19 protein-coding genes and 1 pseudogene are annotated in these 24179 nt (G+C 42.0%); 7 read left to right on the top strand and 13 right to left on the bottom strand.

Annotated features, from left to right (window positions below; genetic code table 11):
- Position 1: 1 nt before the first annotated feature.
- The 11 genes from tssJ to I3B46_RS00770 all read right to left on the bottom strand — a co-directional run bounded on the left by tssJ (position 2) and on the right by I3B46_RS00770 (position 13699).
- Complete coding sequence (gene tssJ / locus I3B46_RS00820) at positions 2-556, bottom strand: type VI secretion system lipoprotein TssJ (RefSeq protein ID WP_004926310.1); 555 nt, start codon at positions 554-556, stop codon at positions 2-4.
- A 1-nt stretch (position 557) separates the two neighbouring features.
- Complete coding sequence (gene tagH, locus I3B46_RS00815; protein ID WP_014657065.1) at positions 558-1829, bottom strand: type VI secretion system-associated FHA domain protein TagH; 1272 nt, start codon at positions 1827-1829, stop codon at positions 558-560.
- A gap of 5 nt (positions 1830-1834) precedes the next feature.
- Positions 1835-2872 (bottom strand): type VI secretion system baseplate subunit TssG, encoded by a 1038-nt coding sequence (gene tssG, locus I3B46_RS00810; RefSeq protein WP_040132661.1) that lies wholly within the window; start codon positions 2870-2872, stop codon positions 1835-1837.
- Positions 2836-4617: a type VI secretion system baseplate subunit TssF gene (gene tssF / locus I3B46_RS00805; protein WP_004926305.1), complete on the bottom strand. Its 1782-nt coding sequence runs from the start codon at positions 4615-4617 to the stop codon at positions 2836-2838. The genes tssG and tssF overlap by 37 nt, the downstream gene beginning before the upstream one ends.
- 1 nt (position 4618) lies before the next feature.
- Positions 4619-5056 carry a type VI secretion system baseplate subunit TssE gene (gene tssE / locus I3B46_RS00800; RefSeq protein WP_004926302.1) on the bottom strand — a complete coding sequence of 146 codons (438 nt, stop codon included), beginning with the start codon at positions 5054-5056 and terminating at the stop codon, positions 4619-4621.
- Positions 5057-5060: 4 nt separating this feature from the next.
- Positions 5061-6539 (bottom strand): type VI secretion system contractile sheath large subunit, encoded by a 1479-nt coding sequence (tssC, locus tag I3B46_RS00795; RefSeq protein ID WP_014657067.1) that lies wholly within the window; start codon positions 6537-6539, stop codon positions 5061-5063.
- A gap of 20 nt (positions 6540-6559) precedes the next feature.
- Positions 6560-7057, bottom strand: a complete 498-nt coding sequence (gene tssB / locus I3B46_RS00790) for a type VI secretion system contractile sheath small subunit (protein WP_004926301.1) — start codon at positions 7055-7057, stop codon at positions 6560-6562.
- Between the two features lie 1137 nt (positions 7058-8194).
- On the bottom strand, positions 8195-10504 hold the full coding sequence (locus I3B46_RS00785; RefSeq protein WP_104873076.1) for a glycoside hydrolase family 15 protein: 2310 nt from the start codon (positions 10502-10504) through the stop codon (positions 8195-8197).
- Positions 10501-11943 (bottom strand): glucose-6-phosphate dehydrogenase, encoded by a 1443-nt coding sequence (gene zwf, locus I3B46_RS00780; RefSeq protein ID WP_004926295.1) that lies wholly within the window; start codon positions 11941-11943, stop codon positions 10501-10503. Before zwf ends, I3B46_RS00785 begins: the two co-directional genes overlap by 4 nt.
- Entirely contained in the window at positions 11940-12992 is a 1053-nt protein-coding gene (gene gnd, locus I3B46_RS00775; RefSeq protein ID WP_004926293.1) for a phosphogluconate dehydrogenase (NAD(+)-dependent, decarboxylating), read from the bottom strand. Before gnd ends, zwf begins: the two co-directional genes overlap by 4 nt.
- A complete protein-coding gene (locus tag I3B46_RS00770) occupies positions 12989-13699 on the bottom strand; it encodes an ROK family protein (protein WP_004926291.1) in 711 nt (236 codons plus the stop codon). The genes gnd and I3B46_RS00770 overlap by 4 nt, the downstream gene beginning before the upstream one ends.
- A 483-nt stretch (positions 13700-14182) precedes the next feature.
- On the opposite strand from I3B46_RS00770, the gene hdeA reads away from it, so the two are divergent.
- Positions 14183-14488, top strand: a complete 306-nt coding sequence (gene hdeA, locus I3B46_RS00765; RefSeq protein ID WP_004926290.1) for an acid-activated periplasmic chaperone HdeA — start codon at positions 14183-14185, stop codon at positions 14486-14488.
- A 50-nt stretch (positions 14489-14538) separates the two neighbouring features.
- Here hdeA and I3B46_RS00760 read toward each other — a convergent pair whose 3' ends face one another.
- Complete coding sequence (locus I3B46_RS00760; RefSeq protein WP_036942320.1) at positions 14539-15714, bottom strand: MFS transporter; 1176 nt, start codon at positions 15712-15714, stop codon at positions 14539-14541.
- Positions 15715-16103: 389 nt separating this feature from the next.
- On the opposite strand from I3B46_RS00760, the pseudogene I3B46_RS00755 reads away from it, so the two are divergent.
- Together I3B46_RS00755 and I3B46_RS00750 are read left to right on the top strand one after the other, a co-directional pair.
- Positions 16104-17039 (top strand): annotated as a pseudogene (locus I3B46_RS00755) (TonB-dependent receptor plug domain-containing protein); the annotation flags it as partial.
- Positions 17039-17917: an alpha/beta hydrolase gene (locus I3B46_RS00750; RefSeq protein WP_004926374.1), complete on the top strand. Its 879-nt coding sequence runs from the start codon at positions 17039-17041 to the stop codon at positions 17915-17917. The pseudogene I3B46_RS00755 and the gene I3B46_RS00750, both read left to right, overlap by 1 nt.
- Positions 17918-17936: 19 nt before the next feature.
- On the opposite strand, the gene I3B46_RS00745 is transcribed toward I3B46_RS00750, so the two are convergent.
- Complete coding sequence (locus tag I3B46_RS00745; RefSeq protein ID WP_004926286.1) at positions 17937-18869, bottom strand: LysR substrate-binding domain-containing protein; 933 nt, start codon at positions 18867-18869, stop codon at positions 17937-17939.
- A 768-nt stretch (positions 18870-19637) separates the two neighbouring features.
- Here I3B46_RS00745 and I3B46_RS00740 point away from each other — a divergent pair.
- From I3B46_RS00740 to I3B46_RS00725, 4 genes are read left to right on the top strand one after another with little or no spacing between them, the layout of a single operon-like run.
- Positions 19638-20234, top strand: a complete 597-nt coding sequence (locus tag I3B46_RS00740; RefSeq protein WP_104873077.1) for an ankyrin repeat domain-containing protein — start codon at positions 19638-19640, stop codon at positions 20232-20234.
- Between the two features lie 18 nt (positions 20235-20252).
- A complete protein-coding gene (locus I3B46_RS00735; protein WP_163761894.1) occupies positions 20253-21182 on the top strand; it encodes a DUF2877 domain-containing protein in 930 nt (309 codons plus the stop codon).
- Complete coding sequence (gene fdrA, locus I3B46_RS00730) at positions 21172-22722, top strand: acyl-CoA synthetase FdrA (RefSeq protein ID WP_004926280.1); 1551 nt, start codon at positions 21172-21174, stop codon at positions 22720-22722. The genes I3B46_RS00735 and fdrA overlap by 11 nt, the downstream gene beginning before the upstream one ends.
- Positions 22722-24137 carry a DUF1116 domain-containing protein gene (locus I3B46_RS00725; RefSeq protein ID WP_004926279.1) on the top strand — a complete coding sequence of 472 codons (1416 nt, stop codon included), beginning with the start codon at positions 22722-22724 and terminating at the stop codon, positions 24135-24137. Before fdrA ends, I3B46_RS00725 begins: the two co-directional genes overlap by 1 nt.
- Positions 24138-24179: the final 42 nt, after the last annotated feature.

Below are 24179 nucleotides of genomic sequence, written 5' to 3'. Positions count from 1 at the left end.
ATTAGTCATCTTCCTCTTGTCTAAATTCGATTTCATTTCCTCTGATATGAGCTAGGAGGAAGTAATGGCGTCCTTTTCCACGTGCCTTAACAATTTTTTTCCATTCCGCGTTATCAGGGTCTGAGTAGTAACCAATGACCCCGATATAACGATTGTCTGGATATAGCTCAATGTCAGGTAGCGGCTTGTATTGCCCAGGTAAAATGGTGTAGTCCTGATGGTCGATATAGTTTTTTTTCAGTACCTTTTCGAGATCCCCATCTTTCTCTTCAATCTGATCAAAATCGAGCGCAGCAAACAATGAATCTTCATTCATGTAGACAATCTGTAGATTCAGTGGCGTTGCTTCACCATCCTGATTTGGGTTGATGTTGGGCTCAGCCAAGATAGTCAACGATATCGTTGATGGCCTATCTTGTGGCGGCCCGATAGGAATCGAAGGGTCTAATATGACTTGACCTATTTTGGATACAGCTTCCAATGGCTTAGTACATCCACTAAGCGCCATCATTGAAAAGAGTAAAAATAGATATCCTAGTAAGGTTTTCGCACGCATATTATGCTTCCTCAAGCCCTTTTCTTAAGGCTCTGTCATAGGCATGGGTATAGACTTCATAGAACAGCTTTTCAAAACCTTGCTGGCGAGAAGATGACAGCTCTTTATAGTAGTTGGTGTACATTTCCCATGCCCAAGCATCGTTTGTCGAAGAGTTATCTGAAGCACGGCGATAGTGCGCGAAACGATTTAAAAGGTGTTCAGGAGAGAAAGCAGCCAACATCGTTGAAAGTGCCGTCGAAATAGCTTCTTGGTTTGCTCGATAATGCAACTGAATGTTATGCAAACTTTCTGCTACCGCTGAAGGGGCTGATAAATGAACGGGACTACGTTCGTCCGTAAACATCAACTTCATTGTTTCTTCATAACTGCTGTTTAAACGCAATGGGTTATCTTCAATTGGTCTAAGTTGCTTATCTTGCAGGCTTTCTTGCTGTTGCTGTAATGCCAATAAACCTTCGATGGCGGAGCGAATAGTCTTCCCTAGCTCCACTAGAAAATCATTCGCTTGTTGTGAAGTTTGTAAATTTAAATGAATACCAAGCCCTTGCATTAAAGGGTTTACAGCCACATGCTCAATGTCTGTGATAGTGTCATCAAGTGTTGGTGTGATTTTTGGTAAATCCATAAATTCCTGAACCATGGTATTCCCTTGATTATCTGAAAATGGGGAGGTGACTGAGTGCGTTAAGTGTGCTTCATTCATTAATAATGGGTCTGAAGCTTGCTTATTTTTCTGAGAAATTAAGCTAAGACTCTCATTTTCTAAGGCTTGAAGCGGATCATACGTTAGGGACCCTTGAACGGTCGGAGCAAGCTCATACTCCTCTTGCTCATAAGATTGAGTCGGTGTGGTATTAAATAGAGAATCTAATGGATTACTATCGCTAGAAACCAGTGATTGAGGGGTGACAGCCATTAAGTCTTCTGCTGGTTGTCCAGTAAGATTCACATTAACAGACAATTTAAGCTGACCAATTTTGATCTGGTCACCATGAGCAAGCCGTACCGCATCAAGATGAAGAGGTACAATCGCATTATTAACATAAACTGATTCTGTATTGGTCTTAATGCAAAAGTGCTTATCCTTCCAAAGAATAGTGCATTGCACTGGTGCCACGGAATTTTGGTTATCTTGAATCTGCCACTGGCACTGTGCGCTACTGCCTATTTGCCCGCCATCTTGTGAAAATGTCATACTCGAAACATAACCGCTTTCGAGTAATTCACTATTAATCAGGCGAAATGAAATTGTCGGTAAATACTTATCCATGCGATTTATTCCAGTACAGTAATGGTGACATTAGGTTGTTTCTCAGGTTTACCTAAAAAGCTTTGCCACCCTAATTGATTGTGTTGTTTCTGGCCTAAACGGATCCCTTCAGCTTGTTTTTCAGCAATATTGAGCCGTAAGTCCCATGCCAACTGCTCATGGAAGATGTAAGAGACAAAAGCGACAAGAGGTAAAAAATTAGCTCCATTAGGCAGAAAGGACATATAACGCTCGAGTGATAATTCACTGATTTCGACGGTACATTTGCCATTACAATCATAGATATGCCCGCCCAAACTAAAGTTATCGCCCAATAACATACGGGGCTGCGATTTCTTCCCAGCCTGATGAGAAATCACACCTAACCGATTTTGTTGATTTTCAGGAATAGGTACTTTACGAGTTTCCCAACCGATAACTTCAACGTGTTCGAGATCGAAACAGTGGGCAATTAAACTACTGATAACATCGGGAGAACGGCTTGGACTCGCTAAAAGCCCAGCGTAGGCCAACATCTTACTGTGATTGATATGAACTCTTTCTCTGTTGACTTCATTCCCTAAGCCAACCAACGAAAACATATAGCGAGAAAATGAATCAACTCCCTCATTTTCAAAGCAAATGTAGTAACGGTATTTACGCCAAATACGATGTAAAAGCGTGACTAAACGGTGATTAAAAAGGTTCAAATAATCTGTCACGCTAGGTTGTTGTTGGGCATCTTCCCAAGCAAAATCATCCAGATAATAGCTCGGTAACGGAGACTGACTACCGTGTAACCCCAAGAAGGAGACTTCAAGCTCAAACTGCCCGTTTTGATTCTTTTTGACTGAGATGACATCTCTCGTAGGAAAAGCAATATTTGCACAGGACTTAAAACGAATTATTTCATCCGTTGTTTCCTGCGTGGTTGTGCTTTTACCTTGTAACTTATTAAGTAGTTCAACAAGTTGATAAAAACTATATTCAGTAACAGAATTGCCAGCTTCATCTAGCCAGCGCGCTATCACTTCAGTATTTGCTGATTGATTTGTGCTGGCCACCGGTAGGTTTCCTTATTATCAATATTGATTACTTCCAGCTCATGAAACATATTCACGCTGGTATACAAAGCAAAAAATTGAGCAATAACTGTACAAAATAAGTACAAGCTACCCTCACTTAAAAAAGCACTTTGACGAACCGTTAATGTCGTTTTTAATCCTCTTACTGGTAACCCACGATAAAGATGCTCAATATGCTCTGTGTTTAAGCTAATGAGAGAATCTAAGCACTGCTGAGATTGCCTTGCTGTTTGACGATTAAAAACAGACGGTAAATCATAGAGTTGAAGAATCTGCTTCAACGAGGTTAGATTCAAAAGTGATTGATAATTTAACGAAAGATTCGTTAATTCAGACCAATACAATGTTTGACCCAACAATGGGTATAATGGCGCTGTTGGCTTAAACAAGTTTGTGGCAGATAAAGCACCTTCCGGTCGATAGGCTTTATCAAGTGAAATCGAATGGGTTGAAAGCCTTGAAGCAACATTCCTATTTGTGCAATTTAATGACACAGAAACGGTTTCTTCACAGTTTTGTAGTTTTGTTTCATTGTCACGCACAAAGGAGAGCGTATGCCGATAGCCTACCGCCTCTCTCATCTGATTGATTTTTAGCCTGTAATAGCCATGATTTTTATCTTTCAGGTTATGGCTTTGGTGATGAAAGCTTTCAAATGCGGTGTAATTGACGGCATAAGGAGAGGCATTTTGTGGATACCTTAACCCTTGTACTTGGTTAATCGAAAAAATGTCATAACAAAGTGGTGTTCGGTAACTGGCGCTCAAGATGTAGTCATCATTTTTACCTGTAAGGTCAATAGCTTCACTGTCAATAGTGAACAAATTGGCAATAGGTACACAATTCAGTTTGATGCTGTCATCTCGGATCACCACCGCGTCAGGGATCTCCGTTTCAAACACAATCTCTAATGTGAAGGAATCTGTATTCAGTGCTAAAGGTAGGTCTTCAAGGCCTTTAATATCCATAAACATAAAGGCTTCAGGAAAACAGAAGTACTCTTGCAAGATACGATACCCATCGTAGCTATTTTTTGGGTACGGCAATAAAGCATCTTCTTTTTTGAAACCCACTGGCAATGCTGCAAAATTATCTAAAGGCAACCGATGATGTTCGGTGACAAGCGTCACTTGCTTAATGCGATGGCTCAACAAATAAAATAATTGATGTGTCGTATAGGTTGCACCATTCAAATGGATACGCAACTTATCTAAGCCAATTTCTGCTAATACGCGGGGTTTATCGAGTTTGAAGTCAATCTCAATGGACTTGGTTCGTTGGCGTACATGTGAAATTTTTGCAGGTAATAACCAAAGGTCTCTGCATTGGCTAAATCGGCATTGGTGCAGGCTATCTGCATTTGGGGTTTCGCCTTGAACATACAAGGGCTTAGCTACAAAAGGTTGGCCCGCGGCTATTTTGCTTGCATAGCTGAGTGTCTGAGCATCTGTTTGATACTCAACAATAGTCATGCTGGGAAAAGGACGAGCATAAGCAGGCCACAGCATATTGACTAGGCTGCTCGTTAATTCAGAGAATTGCCTATCAAGCTGTTCACGAAGATTTCCTGAAAGATAGGCTAACCCATCCATCAAGCGTGCACCATCAGGATCCTGAATCTTATTGGATAATAAATCAACAAGATGAGGCTTTTCTATCGCTATATGACTGGCAAGCTCTTTTAAGTACTCTTGTTCATTCGCAAAATACGGGTTTGAAGACATATTAGAATTGTTTCAACTGATATCGCCGGTTGTTATCGAGCTGCATATTAAATTCAATGAGCTGCCGCTGGCTGTCGAGATCGATAAAAGCGGTGATGCTGAACTGGAGCAACAAGGCATCTGCATCATTTTCGATAAATGTCACTCGGACATTACTGATCCGAGGTTCGAAGTCTTGAATGCAGGTTGTAATAGAATGTTCTAGGCTCCGCCTAAAATCTGTTGCTGCTTGTGTTGCATCATTTAAATCAGGTACTCCTAGGCTAGCCGAACTTTGACAAGCATCTGGTCGACTGTTTAGGATTTGATTTAAATTGTTCTTAATTGATCTCACTAAGGCATCCATTCGAGCATGATGGGAAGAGCCGGAGCTCTTCCCTTGGATGCGTTCAAATAAGCTGGCAGTCTCTGAAGAATCCCAGTTATAGTTAGCAGCCATTGCCTTACTCTTTGTCTAGGCGACCAACAAGTGACAATTCAAAGTTAGCACCCATGTATTTGAAATGAGGGCGGACTTGAATCGCAACTTGATACCAACCTGGATCCCCTTCGACATCGAGAACTTGGATCTGTGCTGAACGTAATGGACGTTTGCTACGTACATCAGCCGGTGGGTTTTCCTGATCAGCAATGTATTGCTTCAACCAAATGTTCAGTTCACGTTCCAAATCTTGACGTTCTTTCCATGAACCGATTTGTTCACGCTGTAACACTTTAATGTAGTGTGCTAAGCGGTTGATAATGAACATGTAAGGAAGCTGAGTTCCCAATTTATAATTGGTTTCGGCAATTTTACCTTCATGAGTATTTGGGAAAGTTTTAGGTTTCTGAACTGAGTTCGCAGAGAAAAACGCGGCATTGTCGCTGCCTTTACGCATCGTCAATGTAATAAAGCCTTCTTCTGCCAATTCAAATTCACGGCGATCAGTAACTAAAACCTCAGTTGGAATTTTAGCTTGTAATTCGCCCATTGCTTCAAACACGTGTACAGGAAGATCGCTAACTGTACCACCACTTTGTGGGCCAATAATATTTGGGCACCAACGGTACTTAGCAAAACTGTCATTGATACAGCTTGCTAATAAAAATGCCGTATTTCCCCAAAGGTAATGGTCATGATCCTGCTTAACATTTTCAGTATAGTTAAACAACTTAACCGGATTTTCTGTTGGTGAATATGGCAGACGCAGCAAGAAGCGAGGTGCTGTTAAACCAAGATAACGGGAATCTTCTGCTTCACGCAATGAACGCCACTTAGTATGTGCAGGGCCTTCAAAGACAGACTTAATATCTTTGATCGCAGGTAATTCTGCATAGCTGTTAATACCAAAGAAATTAGGTGAAACGGAAGAAAGGAATGGTGCATGCGCCATAGCGCCTACAGCACTCACATACTGCATTAATTTCAAATCAGGTGTGGTGTTATTGAAAGCATAGTTACCGACTACAGCAGCTACTGGCTCACCACCAAACTGGCCATAACCGGATGAGTAAACATGCTGATAGAAGCCTGATTGTACGATTTCAGGAGAGAATTCAAAATCTTCCAATAACTCTTCTTTCGTTGCATGAAGAATATTAATTTTGATGTTTTCTCTAAAATCGGTGCGGTCAACTAACAGTTTCAGTGAACGCCATGAAGACTCAAGCTCTTGGAACTTTGGTGCATGAAGAATTTGGTCAACTTGTGTACTCAGCTTGTTATCTAACTCAACAAGCATTTTATCAATCAATAGCTTATTGATTTGCTCTTCTTCATTTTGGCTAGCAAAAAGATTGCTAATAAATGCAGCAACACCTTGTTTGGCAATACCATAAGCTTCTGACTCAGGAGACATACGAGATTGAGCCATAATCTCATCTAACAATGAAACATTGGATGAGGAAACTTGTTGTTCCTGCGTTTCGCTATTTAATGACATGAAATAATCCTCTATAAACATTATTTTTGGCTAGCAATATCAAGTTCTTTCAGCAACTGTTCGCGAGTCTCTTCATTATCTAGAAGCTCTTGCAGACGTTTTCTAAAAGCAGGAATATTGCCAAGAGGACCTTTCAAAGCGACTAATGCCTCTCTAAGTTCAAGTAATTTTTTCAATTCTGGAACTTGGCGAGCAACATTGTCGGGAGAAAAATCTTGAAGGGATTTAATATCTAAATTCACATTAAGATCAGAATCACTTTTCTCATCAAGTGTATTTTCCACATTGATATTTAAGCTTATTCCAGCACTCTCCATGACTGAATTAAAGTTATTCTGGTTAATGGAAATAGCTTTACGCTCTTCAATCGGAGTTTCCTCCGTTCGACCAATCATGTCTCCCACGATTAGCATATTAAGCGGCAATTCTATTTCAGATTTAGCTCCACCATCATTAGGTGTATATTTGATATTAATCCTTTCTTTTGGTGCAACACTACCGAGATCTTTTTTACTCATTATAAGTTAAGCTCCCTTATTAGCTTAAAATCTTAAACCTGCTTACATGATTAAAAATTGCTCAAAATTATAATGAATAATAAATTCAGAGCATAGAAGTCCTAACGAGTACAGAATACCCATTAAGAGAGTTAACTTGTCCCGGTGGTCAAAAATATAGGTGTATAATTATTTATACTGATTATTTTGGCTTTTATCGGGATATAATATATAAATTTTGTTTATGGTCAATAGCAAAACTTACCTTAAGGAAAATGTTTTTTGCAATCATATGTTACAGAGCAGCAAAAAAAGCATAAAAGTCAATTAATTAACTAACTCTCCTTAACGTTAAAAAAAGATAAAACAGGCGTAATTTAATAAAAAATTAATTTTTTTTAGAACATTGGTTAATGACTATATAATAGTAAAACATTATAACTTTTTACGAGTTAACAAGGAAAAAATCATTATTTAACAAGCAATTAATGTGGAGGTACGTATTTAATAATAAAACAATAAAAGTAGCGATATCCAGCATTAACTTATTCTCAACATTCAAATATGCTGAGTAAATATAATTTGCTCATAAAAACAAAATAATAATCTAGATTAAACTTATTTTAAACAAAACGATAAAAAAATTAAAAATAAGAAAAATCCAATTAAGAACCATATTATTAATAATAAATAAGACTAATCTCAGAAATAAACAGCGATAAATAGTTAACCCTGTTTATAGTTGATTTGATTAATTTCTACAATATAAAACAAAATTTTTTATAAGGTTAACAAAATATTTAACCAAAATAATAAAAAAAATAATTAACCGCAGTTAGAGTATAATCTCAACAGCTAAATTTTATAACGTGATAAGTGATTAGGCTTAGTCAAGAGTGAAGTGTTTATAAGTATAAATGGTGTTGATTAGATAATTTTCTTGTCGTTCTTATTAACAGCCTATTAAAACCTAGAATAAATAATTTATATATATAATTATTCCATAAATTAGTCACTATTACCTATAAACAATAGTTTTTTAATTTGCCCTTTGAGAAGGTAACGCTGACCTATATTTTAGGTGCAGTACGATTTTATATTCAAAAAAAACGAGCACCATAAAGTGCTCGATTGATATTTAGTTTAATTAATGGAGTACTACACCTCTATCTCAACTTGCCAGTCACGTCCTTCCCAGCCCTTAGCATCAAACCTACGCGTAAATTGTAGTGTTTTTCCTGCCAATGCGCTGACATCTAACGCAACACCATATAACCCTAAACCGAGAGGTTGGCTACTCTGCTCCTTGATATCCTGCCAATTGTCATAACCATAATGCAAAACAAATGGCTCTTGTGCTTCAATCCATAACTGGCGATTGGCGGGTATCGCACCACAAGATAAATTATCACGCCAATGACGTGCGCGTGGTGCTGGAGGCTTATTGCCATAACGCTCACTCACCGATTTTAGTTGCTCAATAGGCACACCCGTCTTTTGCACATAGATTAACTTGATAAGCTCCGCATGAGCCCAAATCAGTGGCATCGCACTACCGCTTGGCCTACCCGTTAATAGCCCCCTCTCAGGTATACTCTCCTTATCCCAAATTTGCTCCGGCAACATACCACCTGTACTTGCTGAAGCCAAAATGGCATTTAAATAAGGCTTAATATCCTCTTTACGGGCGGCGGCATAGTGCCCTCGCTCCCCACTGAGTAACGGCCAAAGACGACCTACACCACTACCATCAAAAGCACGCCCATCCTCATGCTCGCCATATCCATCCTCGTTATAACGATAATAATATGGCCCCGCGGGTAAATTGACACACAGTTGCTCATCAACAAGTTTAGTCGTCTCTTCAATCCGCTTATCTGATGCCTTACGTAAACCTAAGCGAACAAGATAGAGATATTCCATCCCCAATAACGCACGCGTATTGATGGTTTCATTGTTCCGGTTGCGCAACATCACCTCACCAAAACGTGCAGAATGGCAATTTGGATTCAAGCGGATGTAATGCCCAGAGATACCAAGCTCTTTATCTAACTCCGTGTTAGCCACATACACCCATGATTCTAACCGCTCATTCCAATCATCCGCTAAGTCAAGCGCATACTGCTTATCTCCATCCTCAAGGAAGCCCGCTTTGGCGCCAGCCACCAATGCTGCTATCGAAACCGACAGCGTAAATGGGTTGATCCCTGAATTCTCCTCCCAGCGGTCTTGTGGGCTGGCTGGGCCATATTGCGCAATAAAGGCTAACGCTTTGCGCGCCATGCGGATTGCCGCACCTTGCATTTCCCCCAGTAAGCCCTGTTCATGCAATTTCGCTGCAAATAAAACAGGCAATGCCACTTCATCTAATTGGATCCCCTGCCAATAAGGCCGACCATCGGTGAAATTGTTTTGCATCCAATGACCATCTGGCTGTTGAATAGCAATCAAGTAAGCCAGTAAAGCTCGAACCTCAGTGATCAAACCACACGCCAACATGGCAAAACCGACTTCAACGGAGTCACGAGGCCAAACAAGGTGATATCCTCCCGGATCCTTATGAGTATCTCCCCATGGCGTACTTAAACTTGCCACCAGCGAGCCGGGGAATGTTCTACCTTCATGGGTTTTCAAGACCACAACCGAAGTGCGAACAGCATCCGATAACGTTTTAGGCAGCTTATCTAACCCAGGGAAATTCACCGTTTCATTCCATGCCGCCCACAAATAAGCATACTGGCGCCTTGCTTCTTGGTAGCCCTCTGCTAGGGCGCTATTAGCTAAGGTTGCAGCACCTTGCGCACTGGCAGAAAATGCTAACGCCAATACGCCTGAGTTATGATTTAACTCGCCTATCATCGCGATATTACCTGGCCCAGCCTGCTGGTATTCCCAACTCATACCACCGTTTTGACTAAAATCCTGCCAACCATCTGAGCTACCAACATACCCCACACTGCCTCTTGCAAAGCCATTTTCAGCAGACAAGATCAGATATTGCCCGTTCTTCTGAGCCGCTAGCCCTTGAGACGTCACCGAACCATAATTATTGTCACCATCGCCGCCGAGATGTGGTGCTAATAGCGGATATAATCGCAGCCCTTCACCTTCAAGATGATAATGGATCAGCAAGACATCGCGCGCAGGATCAGTGATAATCTCTAATTCAAGGCGATAACGCTCATGTTGATGCACGATTTTTGGCAGTGGTAAGGAGGATGACGGCGTAGTGATACTGTATTGGTGGACACGCTTTACCTCTGACCAAAAGTCATCCCCAGCAATAATAAAACCTAAATCACGAATTTGTGGCGTACTGCAAGAAGGCCAATACACCTCATTTAAGATGCCATAACCTACGGTAAACCATACTCGTCCTTGACCGATTGCCGTTCCCACCATGTCTTTTGCACTACTTGTCCACGTCGCAGTGCTTCCCGGGGCGCCCGGGGCTTGCTGTGCTATCATTCGCGACCCTCCTGTTCAAACAGTGAACGCCATTGATGACCGGGGCGCATGATCCGAGATTGCGTATCTGGCCCTTCCGTTCCCGCCTTATACAGGTCAGGCATTCCCTTCTGCCACGCTTTTAGCGCAGGGTCGATGACCCGCCATGCCCATTCGACTTCATCAAAGCGGAGGAAATGCGCACGCTCACCATGCAGTGCATCAATTAAAAGTTGCTCGTAAGCCGAAACTTCATACTGCCCCGGTAAGGTATAAGGCGCGCTGAGCACGATGCCATGCGTATTTAAATTCATCCCTGGCAACTTCGCCGTCATATGCATATCCATCCCCATCGTTGGGGATAATCTAAAGACGAGCCAATTATTATCGACCTGAATATCCCCCGGTAATGCACCGGCCGGAGCTTTAAATTGCACAGCGATTTCAGCGTAATTATTGGCTAACCGTTTACCACTTCGTAAATAGAAAGGCACACCTTTCCAGCGCCAGTTATCTATCTCTATTCGCAATGCGGCAAACGTTTCTGTGTTGGTATCGACAGGGATACCTGGCTCGTTGCAGTAATCCGTCGCAGTTTCGCCATTCACTTGCCCTGCACAATACTGCCCACGAACGGCCCAGTCATTGGCATCCATATCATCTGTTGGTCGAATGGATTTCAACACTTCCACTTTATGATCACGTAGAATCTCACCATCCCAGCGCCCTAATGGCTCAATTGCCGTTAATGTCAGCAATTGCATAAGATGGTTTTGCAGCATGTCACGCATCGCACCAGAGTGGTCGTAATAGACAGCTCGGTTTTCTACACCTAATGTTTCTGCATAAGTAATTTGCACCTGCTCAATATGCTCAGCATTCCAAACCGGGGCGAGGACGCGGTTAGCAAAACGGAAAATCATCAAGTTTTGTGTTGCCTCTTTTCCTAAGAAATGATCAATACGGTAAACTTGTGATTCATCCCAATAAGCATGTACTTGCCCGCGCAATACCTCTGCCGATTCAAGATCAGTACCAAACGGTTTTTCAATTAAAATACGTCGCCAATTATCACCACTTTCTTTAGATAGCCCCGCTTCGCCTATCGCCTGCGCCGCTTGCCCAAATAAAGTCGGTGGTAAGGCTAAATAAAAGAGTGCAGATGGCGTTAGTTTACTTTCCAACGCCTTCAAATCATTCGCTTCTAATGAGCCACTGACGAAATCCAAATGTTCGCTAAACGCTTTCCATTCTGTTTCATTAAAATCAGTAATAAACTCCGCCAATGCATCATGGATATGTTGCAAAAACGAGTCATGATCCCATTTATCAATCGAATACCCGATAATGTTCAAATCAGGGATCAGTCCTAATCGATGTAAACGAAATAGAGAAGGCATCAATAGACGTTTAGTTAAATCACCGCTTGCCCCCAAGATCACCAAAGAGAAACGACTCATTTCGCCCCTCCTTGATCCTCAGTTTTTTCTTTATGACCACCAAAAGCATGACGCATGGCAGACTGAACTCGGTCTGCAAACAGGTCATTGCCACGAGAGGTGAAACGTGAGTAAAGTGCACTCGTTAATACTGGTGCCGGCACGCCGAGGTCGATCGCCGCCGTCGAGGTCCAGCGGCCTTCCCCAGAATCTGAAACACGACCTGCATAATTTTCCAGATCAGGGGATTGATGCATCTCTTGTGCGATCAGATCGAGTAACCACGATCCCACCACGCTCCCACGACGCCATAATTCACTGATCTCACCAACAGGCAATTGATATTGATAATACTCTGGATGTTCAAGTGGTGCGGTTTCTGCATCTGCTGCCACTGGGTGCAACCCTTGATCCGCATGTTTTAGAATATTCAGCCCTTCCGCATAAGCCGCCATTAAGCCGTATTCGATGCCATTATGGACCATCTTCACAAAATGGCCTGCTCCACTTGGCCCACAGTGCAGATATCCTTGCTCTGCTGGTGAAGGTTCACCATGGTTACCTTCCGTACGTGGCGCTGCATCGACTCCGGGTGCTAATGCACGAAAAACAGGTTCTAAATATTGGTAATGCTCTTTTGGACCACCAATCATCTGACAATAACCACGCTCTTCACCCCATACACCACCGCTGACTCCCACATCCATATAGTTAATTCCATCGGCTTTCAGTGCATTGGCGCGGCGAATATCTTCTGTAAAGTGGGAGTTACCGCCATCGATCAGCGTATCCCCCTTCTCCAATAAGGGTTTGAGCTGAGCAATCACAGTATCCACGACCGCTGCGGGCAACATTAACCAAATATGCCGTGGTGCTTTCATGTTCTTCACTAATTCTTCCAATGAATGGTTGAAGATAACACTGTCAGGTAGCTGCTGGCGGATAGCCGAATTTTGGTCATAAACAACGCACGAGATGCCTGCTTGTTGGATGCGACGAACCATTGCTGCACCCATTCTGCCAAGCCCTATAAAACCGAGTTGAAGTTGATTGTTAGATGATTGATTCATAAGTTATTTCCCCAAATTCTGATTCCACCAAGAAAAGCTTTGTCATTATCTCCACGCCGTACATGTTCCGGTAACGTCGTAAACTGATGCACATTCCCGCCACCGATAACAATGTAGTCCGGCATAAATGCTTGATAAAATAGGTCTACTACCGTCAGTACACTCTGCCGCCACACGGCATCACCTTCGGATTCACGATAATGTTCACTGACATAGTATTCATAGTCGTGTTCAAGGTATGGCAGGTGCGCGACTTCCATTGGCTGTAGCTGCTGATTAACAATCAATGCGCTTCCCAATCCAGTTCCAAGCCCTAAAAACAACATACTGCCACCTTCATAGCTACCGACGGCTTGCATTGCGGCATCATTAATTAGGCGAATAGGGCAAGGGAACGCATCGGCTAAATCAAAGTTGACCCAACCACTGGCTAAATTAACGGGTTCCTTAAGGATGCGATTTCCAGAGATAGGAGATGGAAAGCCAATACTGACGCCATCGAACAGAGAGGTATCAACGCATTGATTCACATCATGAATAAATTGTTCTGGTGTCATGGTGTGCCCAGAAACGAATTCAATGGCAGGGGTGTTGGGGGCGGTATATAGCTTGACATGAGTACCACCAACATCAATGACTAAAATTCGCTTTGTTGTGGGAACATCCGAAATTGTAATAACACAAGATGTTTTACTCGTTAAAGACATAGAAAGTTTTCTCCGCTTTGCCAACGCTGGCAATGGGTGTTGTATTACAGGAAACCCCCGAGCTTAAGTCGATAAATGATAACGCGACCTAAGCGAACAACTTTCTTCCTTCTGGTGTTGAAATAACTGCAACGAAATAGGTATTAGTCAATAATCGATAACAAGGTTGAATTTTATTTTTTGTTGATAAAAAAAGTATACCTATAAATAGTTTTAATAAAAGTAAAAACGCCTTTAATTAAATAAAACTTAATTGGTATTTAATTTTTATTGTCATTAAATGATGAGTTTGCGTTTTATTTTACAATATTGAATCAATACCGATAGTATTTAAATAATCATATAAATACTATCGATTTGCGCTCTTTGTTTTTTATTTTTCATCATCTATGATGATTAAGAAATAGGGATATTTTTCTATATCCATATTAGAACCTTTTATGAAAAACTCATCCAATGATCGTTAAATATTAAGGTGAAATTATGAAAAAATATTTTATTGTCGGCATTATTGCAGCTTCATTAACGAGCCTTTCAGCAATGGCTGAAGATAAAAAAAACGATACTAAGCCTTTAGCAGAGTGGACGTGTGAAGAGTTTTTAGCTATCGATGATAATTTTTACCCAACGGCTGTCGGCTTTGGTGAGCTATTAACTAAAAAAGATAAAGTTGAAGATGCAGTTTTAGATGTTGATGGTATCCAAACACTCACACCGGTTGTGATTGATGCCTGTAAAAAAGACACGAAGGCTAACTTTGTTGAACAAGTAAAAAACGCTAAAAAATAAGCCAACTAATATCGTTGCGTAGCTTATGGCTACGCAACTTATCGAGATACTCACGTCACTTTTTGAGTATGACGAATTGCCGATAGCGTCATTATCAACGCAAATAGTACACAGAGTGCCGCAATAAAATAGATCCCTCGATATCCCAAATAAACCACCGCCATACCCGCTAACGGCCCAGTAATACCATAGGCGATATCTTGGAAAGCGGAATAACCACCTAATGCGGTTCCACGCATTTGAGGCGCCACCGTTTTAACCACTTCCGTTCCCACGGCAGGGTAAACTAATGAACACCCCGCCCCCGTCAAGGCTGCACCTAAGAGTGCAACCCCATACACTGGTGCCGCCCATAATATGAGCAACCCTACAAACTCTACGGCAAGAGAGACTACTGCGACGCGATAACCATTCATTTTATCTGGCAGCCCGCCCCACAGCACCCGCACTAATACAAAAGTACAGCCGAAAGCACTGAGGGCAAGTCCAGCATTTCCCCACTGTTCAGAAACAAAATACAGGGAAATAAAGGTACCAATTGCCGCAAAACCGATACCTTTTAGCGCCAATATGATACCCATTTTCCAAATTTTGCGGATCACTGACCAGAAAGGAAGCCATTTGCCATGTAAAGGCGCCACCGCAGGTACCGTGCCATTAATCAGCAAAGAGATGCAGGGCAACAACATAACCATCGCACTCACCGCGACAAAACCGTAATGTTGGTAGATAACAAGCCCGAGCGGCGCGCCAACCGCTAGCGACCCATAAATCGCCATACCATTCCATGACATGACTTTGCCCGCTTGTGTCGCCCCAACCAGCCGCATACCCCATGTCAAATTACCTGTTAACAGCTGGCTTTCCCCTAAACCAAGAACCAAACGTCCTACCATCAATAATAGAATTTGGTACAAAGGTGCGAGAGGTAATAATACCGCGAGCAAACAGAAGCCCCCTGATATTCCACAGGCACACATCCCTTGCAACGTGGTTCTTTTAGCGCCTTTTTGGTCAGCTAAGCGGCCTGCATAGCCTCGAGTCAACACTGTCGCCAGAAACTGAATACCAACGACCACCCCGACCCATACATCGCTAAAGCCTAATTCTTGATGGACAAAGAGGGGTATCACCGTTAATGGCAGTCCAACGGTCATATACGAAAAAAACATGGCAGCAGAGATTCGAAATAATGGCATTGATGAGTGTGATGCTGATACTGACATAATTGGAGGATGCCCATATTCACAGAATAGCTTTTATTTGCTGACATTAGGTGAGCGAATTAACAATGTCAATTAAGTTAATTTTGAAATTTCTATTTTGTAATCAAGTTGACACTTTATTAATGAACTATTTGATAAATATTATTTTTCTAATATAACCCGCCTTAACCAGATTTATTTTATGGCTATATTCTATTTCTCAATTGTAACGTCTAAATAGCGTAGAAGTTGCAGCTTGTTGATCATTTTACTTCATCCCTGTTAACCGCTCATTTTTATCATTTAATTAGCAAATCACTTATTTATTTTTCATCTATTTCGGTGATACTATTTGTATTCAATATGATTATTACTCTCATTTACATTTGTATTTTGTTTTAAGGGTTACCATGTCTATTCAACGCCACTACACACAACTCGCAGCGGCTGTTATCGCTGCCATTTCATCTCTTCCTGCCTTCGCCCAAGAAGATCCAGACAAAATGATTGTGACTGCATCGGGATATTCACAACAGTTACGCGATGCCCCCGCGAGTATTACGGTTATCTCTAAAGAGCAGCTACAAAATAAACCCGTTCGCGACTTAGCTGATGCCGTAAAAGATGTCGAAGGCGTGAGTATTGTTGGTAGTGCCAATAAACAAGATATTAATATTCGCGGCCTACCCGGCGAATACACCTTAATATTGGTCGATGGTCGCCGCCAAAATAGCCGTGAATCTCGCCCAAATGGTAGTGGTGGATTTGAAGCGGGCTTTATGCCTCCCGTTGAAGCGATTGAACGCATCGAAGTGATCCGCGGCCCCATGTCTTCCTTGTATGGTTCAGATGCAATGGGTGGGGTTATCAATATCATCACGAAAAAGGTGACCAATGAATGGCATGGCAATGTAGCATTGGGTGGTATTTTACAAGAAAACCGTGATAGTGGTGATTCTACTGATGGTAATTTCTACCTATCCGGTCCATTGATCAACGATAAATTAGGGCTACAACTGTATGGTGGTGGCGATTACCGCCAAGAAGATAAAATTACTGAGGGCCATAACAAACGCGATAATCGTAGCCTGACAGCAAAACTGACTTTTACCCCACTCGAAAATCAAACCTTTTTACTTGAAGCGGGTAGAACAACGCAAGAGCGTACCTCAACGCCGGGTAAATCGTTCGCTGAATATACGATGCGTGGCGAATCAAAACAGAAAAATACCAAAACTGAGATACACAATGATAGAAACCATTTCGCTCTTACCTATAAAGGGGATTGGGATCTGTTCAACACCGAATTGAGTGTGTACCAAGAGCAAACGAAACGAAATACCAAATGATAAATAAACTTATTATCTCCAGTTTACTCTTTTCAATGGCTTTGACGACCGCCTATGCTCGCCCATCGCAAACCCCTCCGGCATTGGATAAGCAAGTCAGCCAATTTTATGATGTTCAGCATCATGATATGGAAAATCCCCATAGCTCAAAGGGAAGCCGTACCTATCGAATTTTTAGTGCTGTGCCTCATGGGATGCAGTCACCAAGACCTGTGCTGTATATGCTTGATGGCAATGGGATATTCCCGCTTGTCGTCAATCGCGCCATCCAAAAACTCCCCAAAGATAAACTGCCTATTATTATTGGGGTCGGTTATCCAATCCATGAAGCCTTTCCTAAGCAATTGCGTACCTACGATTATACGCCCCGCGTTGCTGGTGATGATTTCGCACAAGGTGGTGGATCAGAGGAACTATCTCAATTTCTGACAAGCCAAATTCGCCCTTGGGTGGAGCAGCAATTTGCTATTGATAAACAAAAACAGACCCTGTTTGGGCATTCATTTGGTGGGCTATTTACGTTGATGGCTTATCAAAAGCATCCTACGGCATTTCAATCTTTTGTTTCTGCTAGCCCTTCTTTATGGTGGGGAAAAGGCACAATGATAGATAAGGCTCAGTTAACGCAACAACAAAATGCGTCACCTTTATTTATCACCTTAGGAGAGTTAGAAGAAAAGCCTGATTTATCGCGTCTCAGCGAGGAGCAGATTAAGCATTATCAATCACGCTCAAGTTGGATAACCTCACGCCAATTATGCACCATGCTCAGCGACCATGGACGCCATTGTGAATTTACACTTTACCCCAATCAAAGCCATGGCAGCGTGATCCCTGACGCTATCAATAAAGCTCTGGATGTCACCGTTCAATAAACACGTAAAATGTGACGGGCTAATTAATGGGTTTTAACAAATCACTATAGAGTTTCGTTAGAATCCCATTTGCGGTGAATTCCCTACGGATCCACTGTGTCACGAGGCCCGTCGCAGAATGCTGAGTTGCTAATAACATGTGCGAGTCTTGCCGTGGGTTTTGGATCTGTTTTATGACCAACAGGCCATTCTTAACATGCTCTTTCACCATATAATCCGGCAAAAAACCAATCCCCTCACCTAAAATCTGACATTGGCATTTGGTATTGAAGTCAGGAACTTGTATCGCTTCTTGCCCATGCAATAGCCAACCAACCCGCTTATTAATGGTATGTGCTGTATCTTCTACCATGATATTAGGATATAAGCGCAACTGGCTTTCGGCGATAGGCTCAGGCATCAACGCTAATGGATGCGTTGCTGAAATGGCAAATTGCCAATGAATTGCCCCAATTTCCGTATAATCAATGCCTCCGCCATCCATCAAAGTGCCTGGTGCACCAATCGCAATATCAGAGAGATTATTGATGATGGCATCCCATACCCCGTTATACACCTCAGTGGTCACTGTTATTTGGCAAGTCGGAAATTGTTTTTTAAGGATTTGCAGCAATTTTGCAGTGTGATAAGGCGTATATAGCAACTGATTAATACAAATACGCACCCGAGCTTCAATCCCCTGCTCAATAGAGTAAATACTCTTTTTGATCAGATGAAAGTTATTTAATAAATCCGTGGCTTTGCGGTAAAAGTAGTAACCCGCTTCTGTTAATTCAATATTCCGTGTATCACGAATAAATAGCACCACGTCTAAATAAGTTTCGATACGTTTAATGGTGTAACTAACCGCAGACGTGGTGATCCCCAACTCTTCTGCCGCCTTACTAAAACTGGCATATTTTGCAGCCGTTGTATATGTCAGTAAATTTTCTTCGGTAAATATTGAATTCATACTGGTGACCCGAAATTGGATAGAAAGAAATTAAAAAATTTATAATCAAAATAATTCGAGCTACAGAAAGGCAGAACATAGCGGGGTCACTAGCAACATCGATCACTGCGAGACTCAGATCCGTGAATACCGCCAACAACCCTGTCGCTTAAAGTAAGAAGAATATATGTGAATTATATTTAATAACCTATAGATATTGGTTGTTTATCAACCATTTTATTACGTTTAAAAGAAATCTTTTATCATACTGAGCCATTTATCAGGGCTATCTTTTTTAGATGAATTAACTGCAAAGAAAGCCCATTAATTTATAATCAAAATAATTAATAACATTGAAATAAATACTAGAGCATCCCCTTAACAATCTCGCTGATCTCGATCAATTAATTCACATTTTTAACAGTTGCAAAACCTTTAGTTTGATGCTTATCACAAAACTGACTAAATCCTTTATTGCCTATCTGATTGACCAGTGAAATTGGATTGTTTCGGTCATTTATTACGCAAAAAAGCCTAGGAATTGATGAAAAATTATGCTTTCGCGCACAAAAAAACGAAATTGTTGATTTTAATTCAATAATCAAGGCTGCTATTGATGAATGAATTTTAAATGGATTCTATTTATTTCAACAGCTTGCTATGCTTAATCCATCATAAAAATACCCATTCTTCTCATACATAATGCGGATTGGGTATTACATTTAAAATTGTCTTTATCTATTTTGGTTGTCGTCAATGAAATGCAGATAACCAAATAAGGGGAAAACCATGACATTAGAGCAAGAGTTTTTATCCGCAGCAGAACAAGGCAACCTAGCGTTATTGAAGCACTGCCTCGACAAAGGAGTGGACATCAATACTACCAACCGCCAAGGCCGGACAGCTATCGTAAATGCAAGTTTAAATAAACATTACGAATGCGTCACTTTCCTCATTAATGCCGGTGCGGATATTAATAAGCAAGACCAAACTTGCTTCAACCCCTTTTTGTTAAGTTGCTTGAATAATGACTTAACCCTATTACGTATCGTCCTTCCCGCTAAGCCCAATCTTGATTTATTAACTCGCTTTGGTGGTGTAGGGATCACCCCCGCCAGCGAAAAAGGCCATGTTGAAATCGTCCGTGAATTACTCGAAAAAACAGATATCAATGTGAATCACACCAACTTTGTCGGTTGGACACCACTGCTTGAAGCCATCGTATTAAATGATGGCGGCAAAAAGCAGCAACAGATCGTCAAGCTGTTACTCGACCACGGCGCCAACCCACATATGACGGATAAATACGGTAAAACACCCTTAGAACTAGCACGCGAAAAAGGCTATCACGAAATTGCTGAATTACTAATCGCAGCGGGCGCATAGTGCATCACAAGGAGGCTTGTGAACAAGACCAAGACTCAAAGGCAACAACTGTTTGGGCTTTCGGCTGATGCGACATTTTTAAATTTATTCGATCAGCCTACATTTTCAGGACAAATAGAGCAAGTTTTTCGTAAAGCAATTAATATCTCTATTAATAATACGCTTTTTACTTTACTCAGTGCTGAATTAGATAATGCCCCTAACAGTTGTCGATTATTGAATAACGACTTATCTAAATTAAATTTAAAAGAAGGGGAATATATTTATTTCTGTAATAAAACACTGTATTTGGGTAAATATTATTTTATATCGTTTTGCTTTTGCCATCCATGGCAGCCCAATAATGTGTGTTTTATCCCAGAAAACATCAATAAAAAAACCTATTTATCCTTTTTAAATACACAAATAAGCGTAATCGATGTTTTGCTAAAAAGAGAAGGACACTCTTTATTTCATTATCATGGAGATAATTTATTTTATTTAACCGCAGCAAAAAAATTAAATTCATTACGCATTGAACTGATTAATTTATTAAAGAAAAAAGACCATCAAAAATTGCCTGAAATGGTTAGGCAGTTTATTGGCCTAGGTATTGGTTTGACCCCATCTGGGGATGATTATTTGGTTGGATTAATGGCGTTTTTATTACTTAAACATCATCCAGCTCAATGTCTGCATCCGTTTTTTGAACAGGGTATTCGCCATGCTAAAGAGGCAACCACTAAAGTCAGTGCCATTACCTTAGAAAAAGCAGTAAACCGTCACTATCGAGAAAATTTGCTGCAACTACTACACATATTAGCGACTGCAAATACAAATGACGCCAAGCCTTATTCGCAGTTGCAAAAGATTTTAGATATCGGGTCAAGCTCAGGCAGCGACATGTTATTAGGCATTCGTGATGCACTGTACCTGACCCTCTACTTTGGAGAAAAGTATGTCGACTAAAGTTGTCATCAAAAAGAATACGTATTTTGATTCCGTATCACTGATGTCTATCTCCACTAAAGCCAATCAACTCGACAATGTTGAGCAGGCATTTGTGGCAATGGCAACAGAGATGAATAAAGGCGTGCTGAAAAATTTAGGGTTATTAACACCAGAATTAGAAGCGGCAAAAAATGGCGATTTAATGATTGTCATTAAAGGCGCCAGCGATGAAGCGAATGAGGCGACGCTTGTTGCCATTGAAGCGCTATTTAATAAGAAAAATCAAGGTGGGTCACAACACGAAGCCAAATATGCCACTCTCCATTCGGCGCATAGCCATATTCCAGAAAGCAACTTAGCGGTCATTTCGGTTAATGGTCAGTTTGCTGCTCGTGAAGCCCGTATTGCTCTTGAAAATGACCTTAATGTCATGCTGTTCTCTGATAATGTCTCTATTGATGATGAGCTAGCCTTAAAACAGCTTGCTAGCCGTAAAGGATTATTGATGATGGGGCCAGACTGTGGAACCGCAATAATCAATGGCGCGGCTTTGTGTTTTGGGAATAACGTTCGTCGCGGCAATATCGGTATTGTTGGCGCCTCCGGTACAGGCAGCCAAGAACTGAGTGTACGTATTCATGAGTTTGGCGCGGGCGTTTCACAACTGATCGGGACGGGAGGACGCGATCTGAGTGAAAAGATCGGCGGGATCATGATGATTGATGCCCTAAAAATGCTTGATGCTGATGAAGAGACTCACGTCATTGTGTTAATTTCTAAGCCACCAGCCGCCACCGTCGCTAAAAAAGTTTTAGCACAAGCCGAAAAATGCCATAAACCTGTGGTGGTCTGTTTCCTCGGTAATCAGCCAATCCCCGACGATAAGCCTGGCTTAAGCTTTGCTAAAAGCACCAAAGAGGCAGCATTGAAAGCGGTTTTACTCACCGGTATCAAAAAAGAACAACTGAATTTACACTCACTCAATTGGCCTCTCATTGAAGAAGTCAGAGCCAAACTATCACCAAAGCAAAAATACATTCGCGGTCTATTTTGTGGTGGCACCTTATGTGATGAAGCGATGTTTGCCGCTTTAGAAAAATATGATGATGTCTACAGTAATATCCAGCCAAACCCTGAATATCGCTTAAGCGATCTTAACCAGAGCATCGCACACACCTTCTTAGATTTTGGTGATGATGACTTCACCAATGGTAAACCCCATCCAATGATTGATCCGACCAACCGTATCGAACGACTACTGCAAGAGGCTCGTGACCCAGAAGTCGGCGTTATCGTTATGGATTTTGTGCTGGGATACGGCTCCCATGAAGATCCTGTTGGCGTGATGATCGATGCCATCAAAGCAGCAAAAGAGATTGCCAAACAAGAGGGTCGAGAGCTGGAAATCCTTGGTTATGTTCTCGGTACTGACCAAGACACTCCATCCATGGATGCCCAAGTGAAAATGCTCACCGATGCAGGTGTGATTTGGGCAAGTAGTAGTACCAACACCGGTTTGTTAGCCCGCGAATTTGTCTGGAAAGGGGAGAATGCGTAATGACTTCATTATTTAAACAGCCATTAAATGTGATTAACGTGGGCATCGAAATGTTCAGTGATGACCTTAAAAAGCAGCATGTTCCCGTCACGCACTTAGATTGGACGCCACCTGGGCAAGGCAATATTGCCGTGATCAACGCATTAGATAAAATTGAAAGTAATAGCGCATTACAAGAGAAAATTGCCGCTGCCAATGCGCAGGCCTTAGAACGCATTATTCAGTCACAACCTGTACTTGTTGGCTATGATCAAGCCATTAACGTCGTACCGGGGATGACTAAAAACACCATTTTACATGCTGGACCGCCTGTTGAATGGAAAGACATGTGTGGCGCAATGAAAGGCGCAGTGACTGGCGCACTGGTATTTGAAGGGCTAGCAAAAGATTTAGCAGATGCCGAACGCGTAGCCGCTTCTGGCGAGATTATTTTTTCCCCTTGTCATGAACACGACTGTGTTGGCTCTATGGCGGGTGTGACCTCTGCCTCAATGTTTATGCACATTGTCGAAAACAAAACCTATGGTAACCGCGCATTTACCAACCTCAGTGAGCAAATGGCAAAAATTTTACGCATGGGAGCCAACGACCAAAGTGTGATTGACCGCTTGAACTGGATGCGTGATGTTTTAGGCCCAATGCTACGTGATGCTATGAAGCTGGCCGGCGAAATCGACTTGCGTCTGATGTTGGCTCAAGCACTGCATATGGGGGATGAGTGCCATAACCGTAATAACGCAGGCACCACGCTGCTTATCCAAGCACTGACCCCTTATATCATCCAAACGGATTTCTCAGTTGCTCAACAAAAAGACGTTTTTGATTTTGTCGCAAGCAGCGATTACTTCTCTGGCCCTACATGGATGGCGATGTGTAAAGCGGCGATGGATGCGGCTCATGGTATCGAATACAGCACCGTCGTTACCACCATGGCGCGTAATGGTTATGAATTTGGATTACGTATCAGTGGGCTACCGGGTCAATGGTTTACAGGCCCTTCACAGCAAGTTATCGGCCCGATGTTTGCTGGCTATAAACCCGAAGATTCAGGCCTCGATATCGGTGATTCCGCCATTACCGAGACTTATGGCATTGGCGGATTCGCCATGGCAACCGCTCCTGCCATTGTCGCTTTGGTCGGAGGAACCGTTGAAGAGGCCATCGATTTCTCACGTCAAATGCGAGAGATCACATTAGGTGAAAACCCTAACGTCACGATCCCGCTGTTAGGTTTTATGGGGATCCCCACAGCCATTGATATTACCAAGGTTGCCGCCAGCGGTATCCTTCCGGTCATCAATACGGCCATCGCCCACAAAGACGCAGGTATCGGTATGATCGGGGCTGGTATTGTGCATCCCCCGTTCGACTGCTTTGAAAAAGCTATGTTGGCTTACGCCGAAAAATACGCCTAGTCGCCGATAATAAGCCCAACTTCGGTTGGGCAATTAATAATA

Origin of the sequence: Providencia sp. 2.29 (assembly GCF_015832305.1) — a bacterium.
Classification (GTDB): domain Bacteria; phylum Pseudomonadota; class Gammaproteobacteria; order Enterobacterales; family Enterobacteriaceae; genus Providencia; species Providencia stuartii.
The sequence above is the reverse complement of the archived record's forward strand: the minus strand, read 5'-3'. Positions and strand labels throughout refer to the sequence as shown.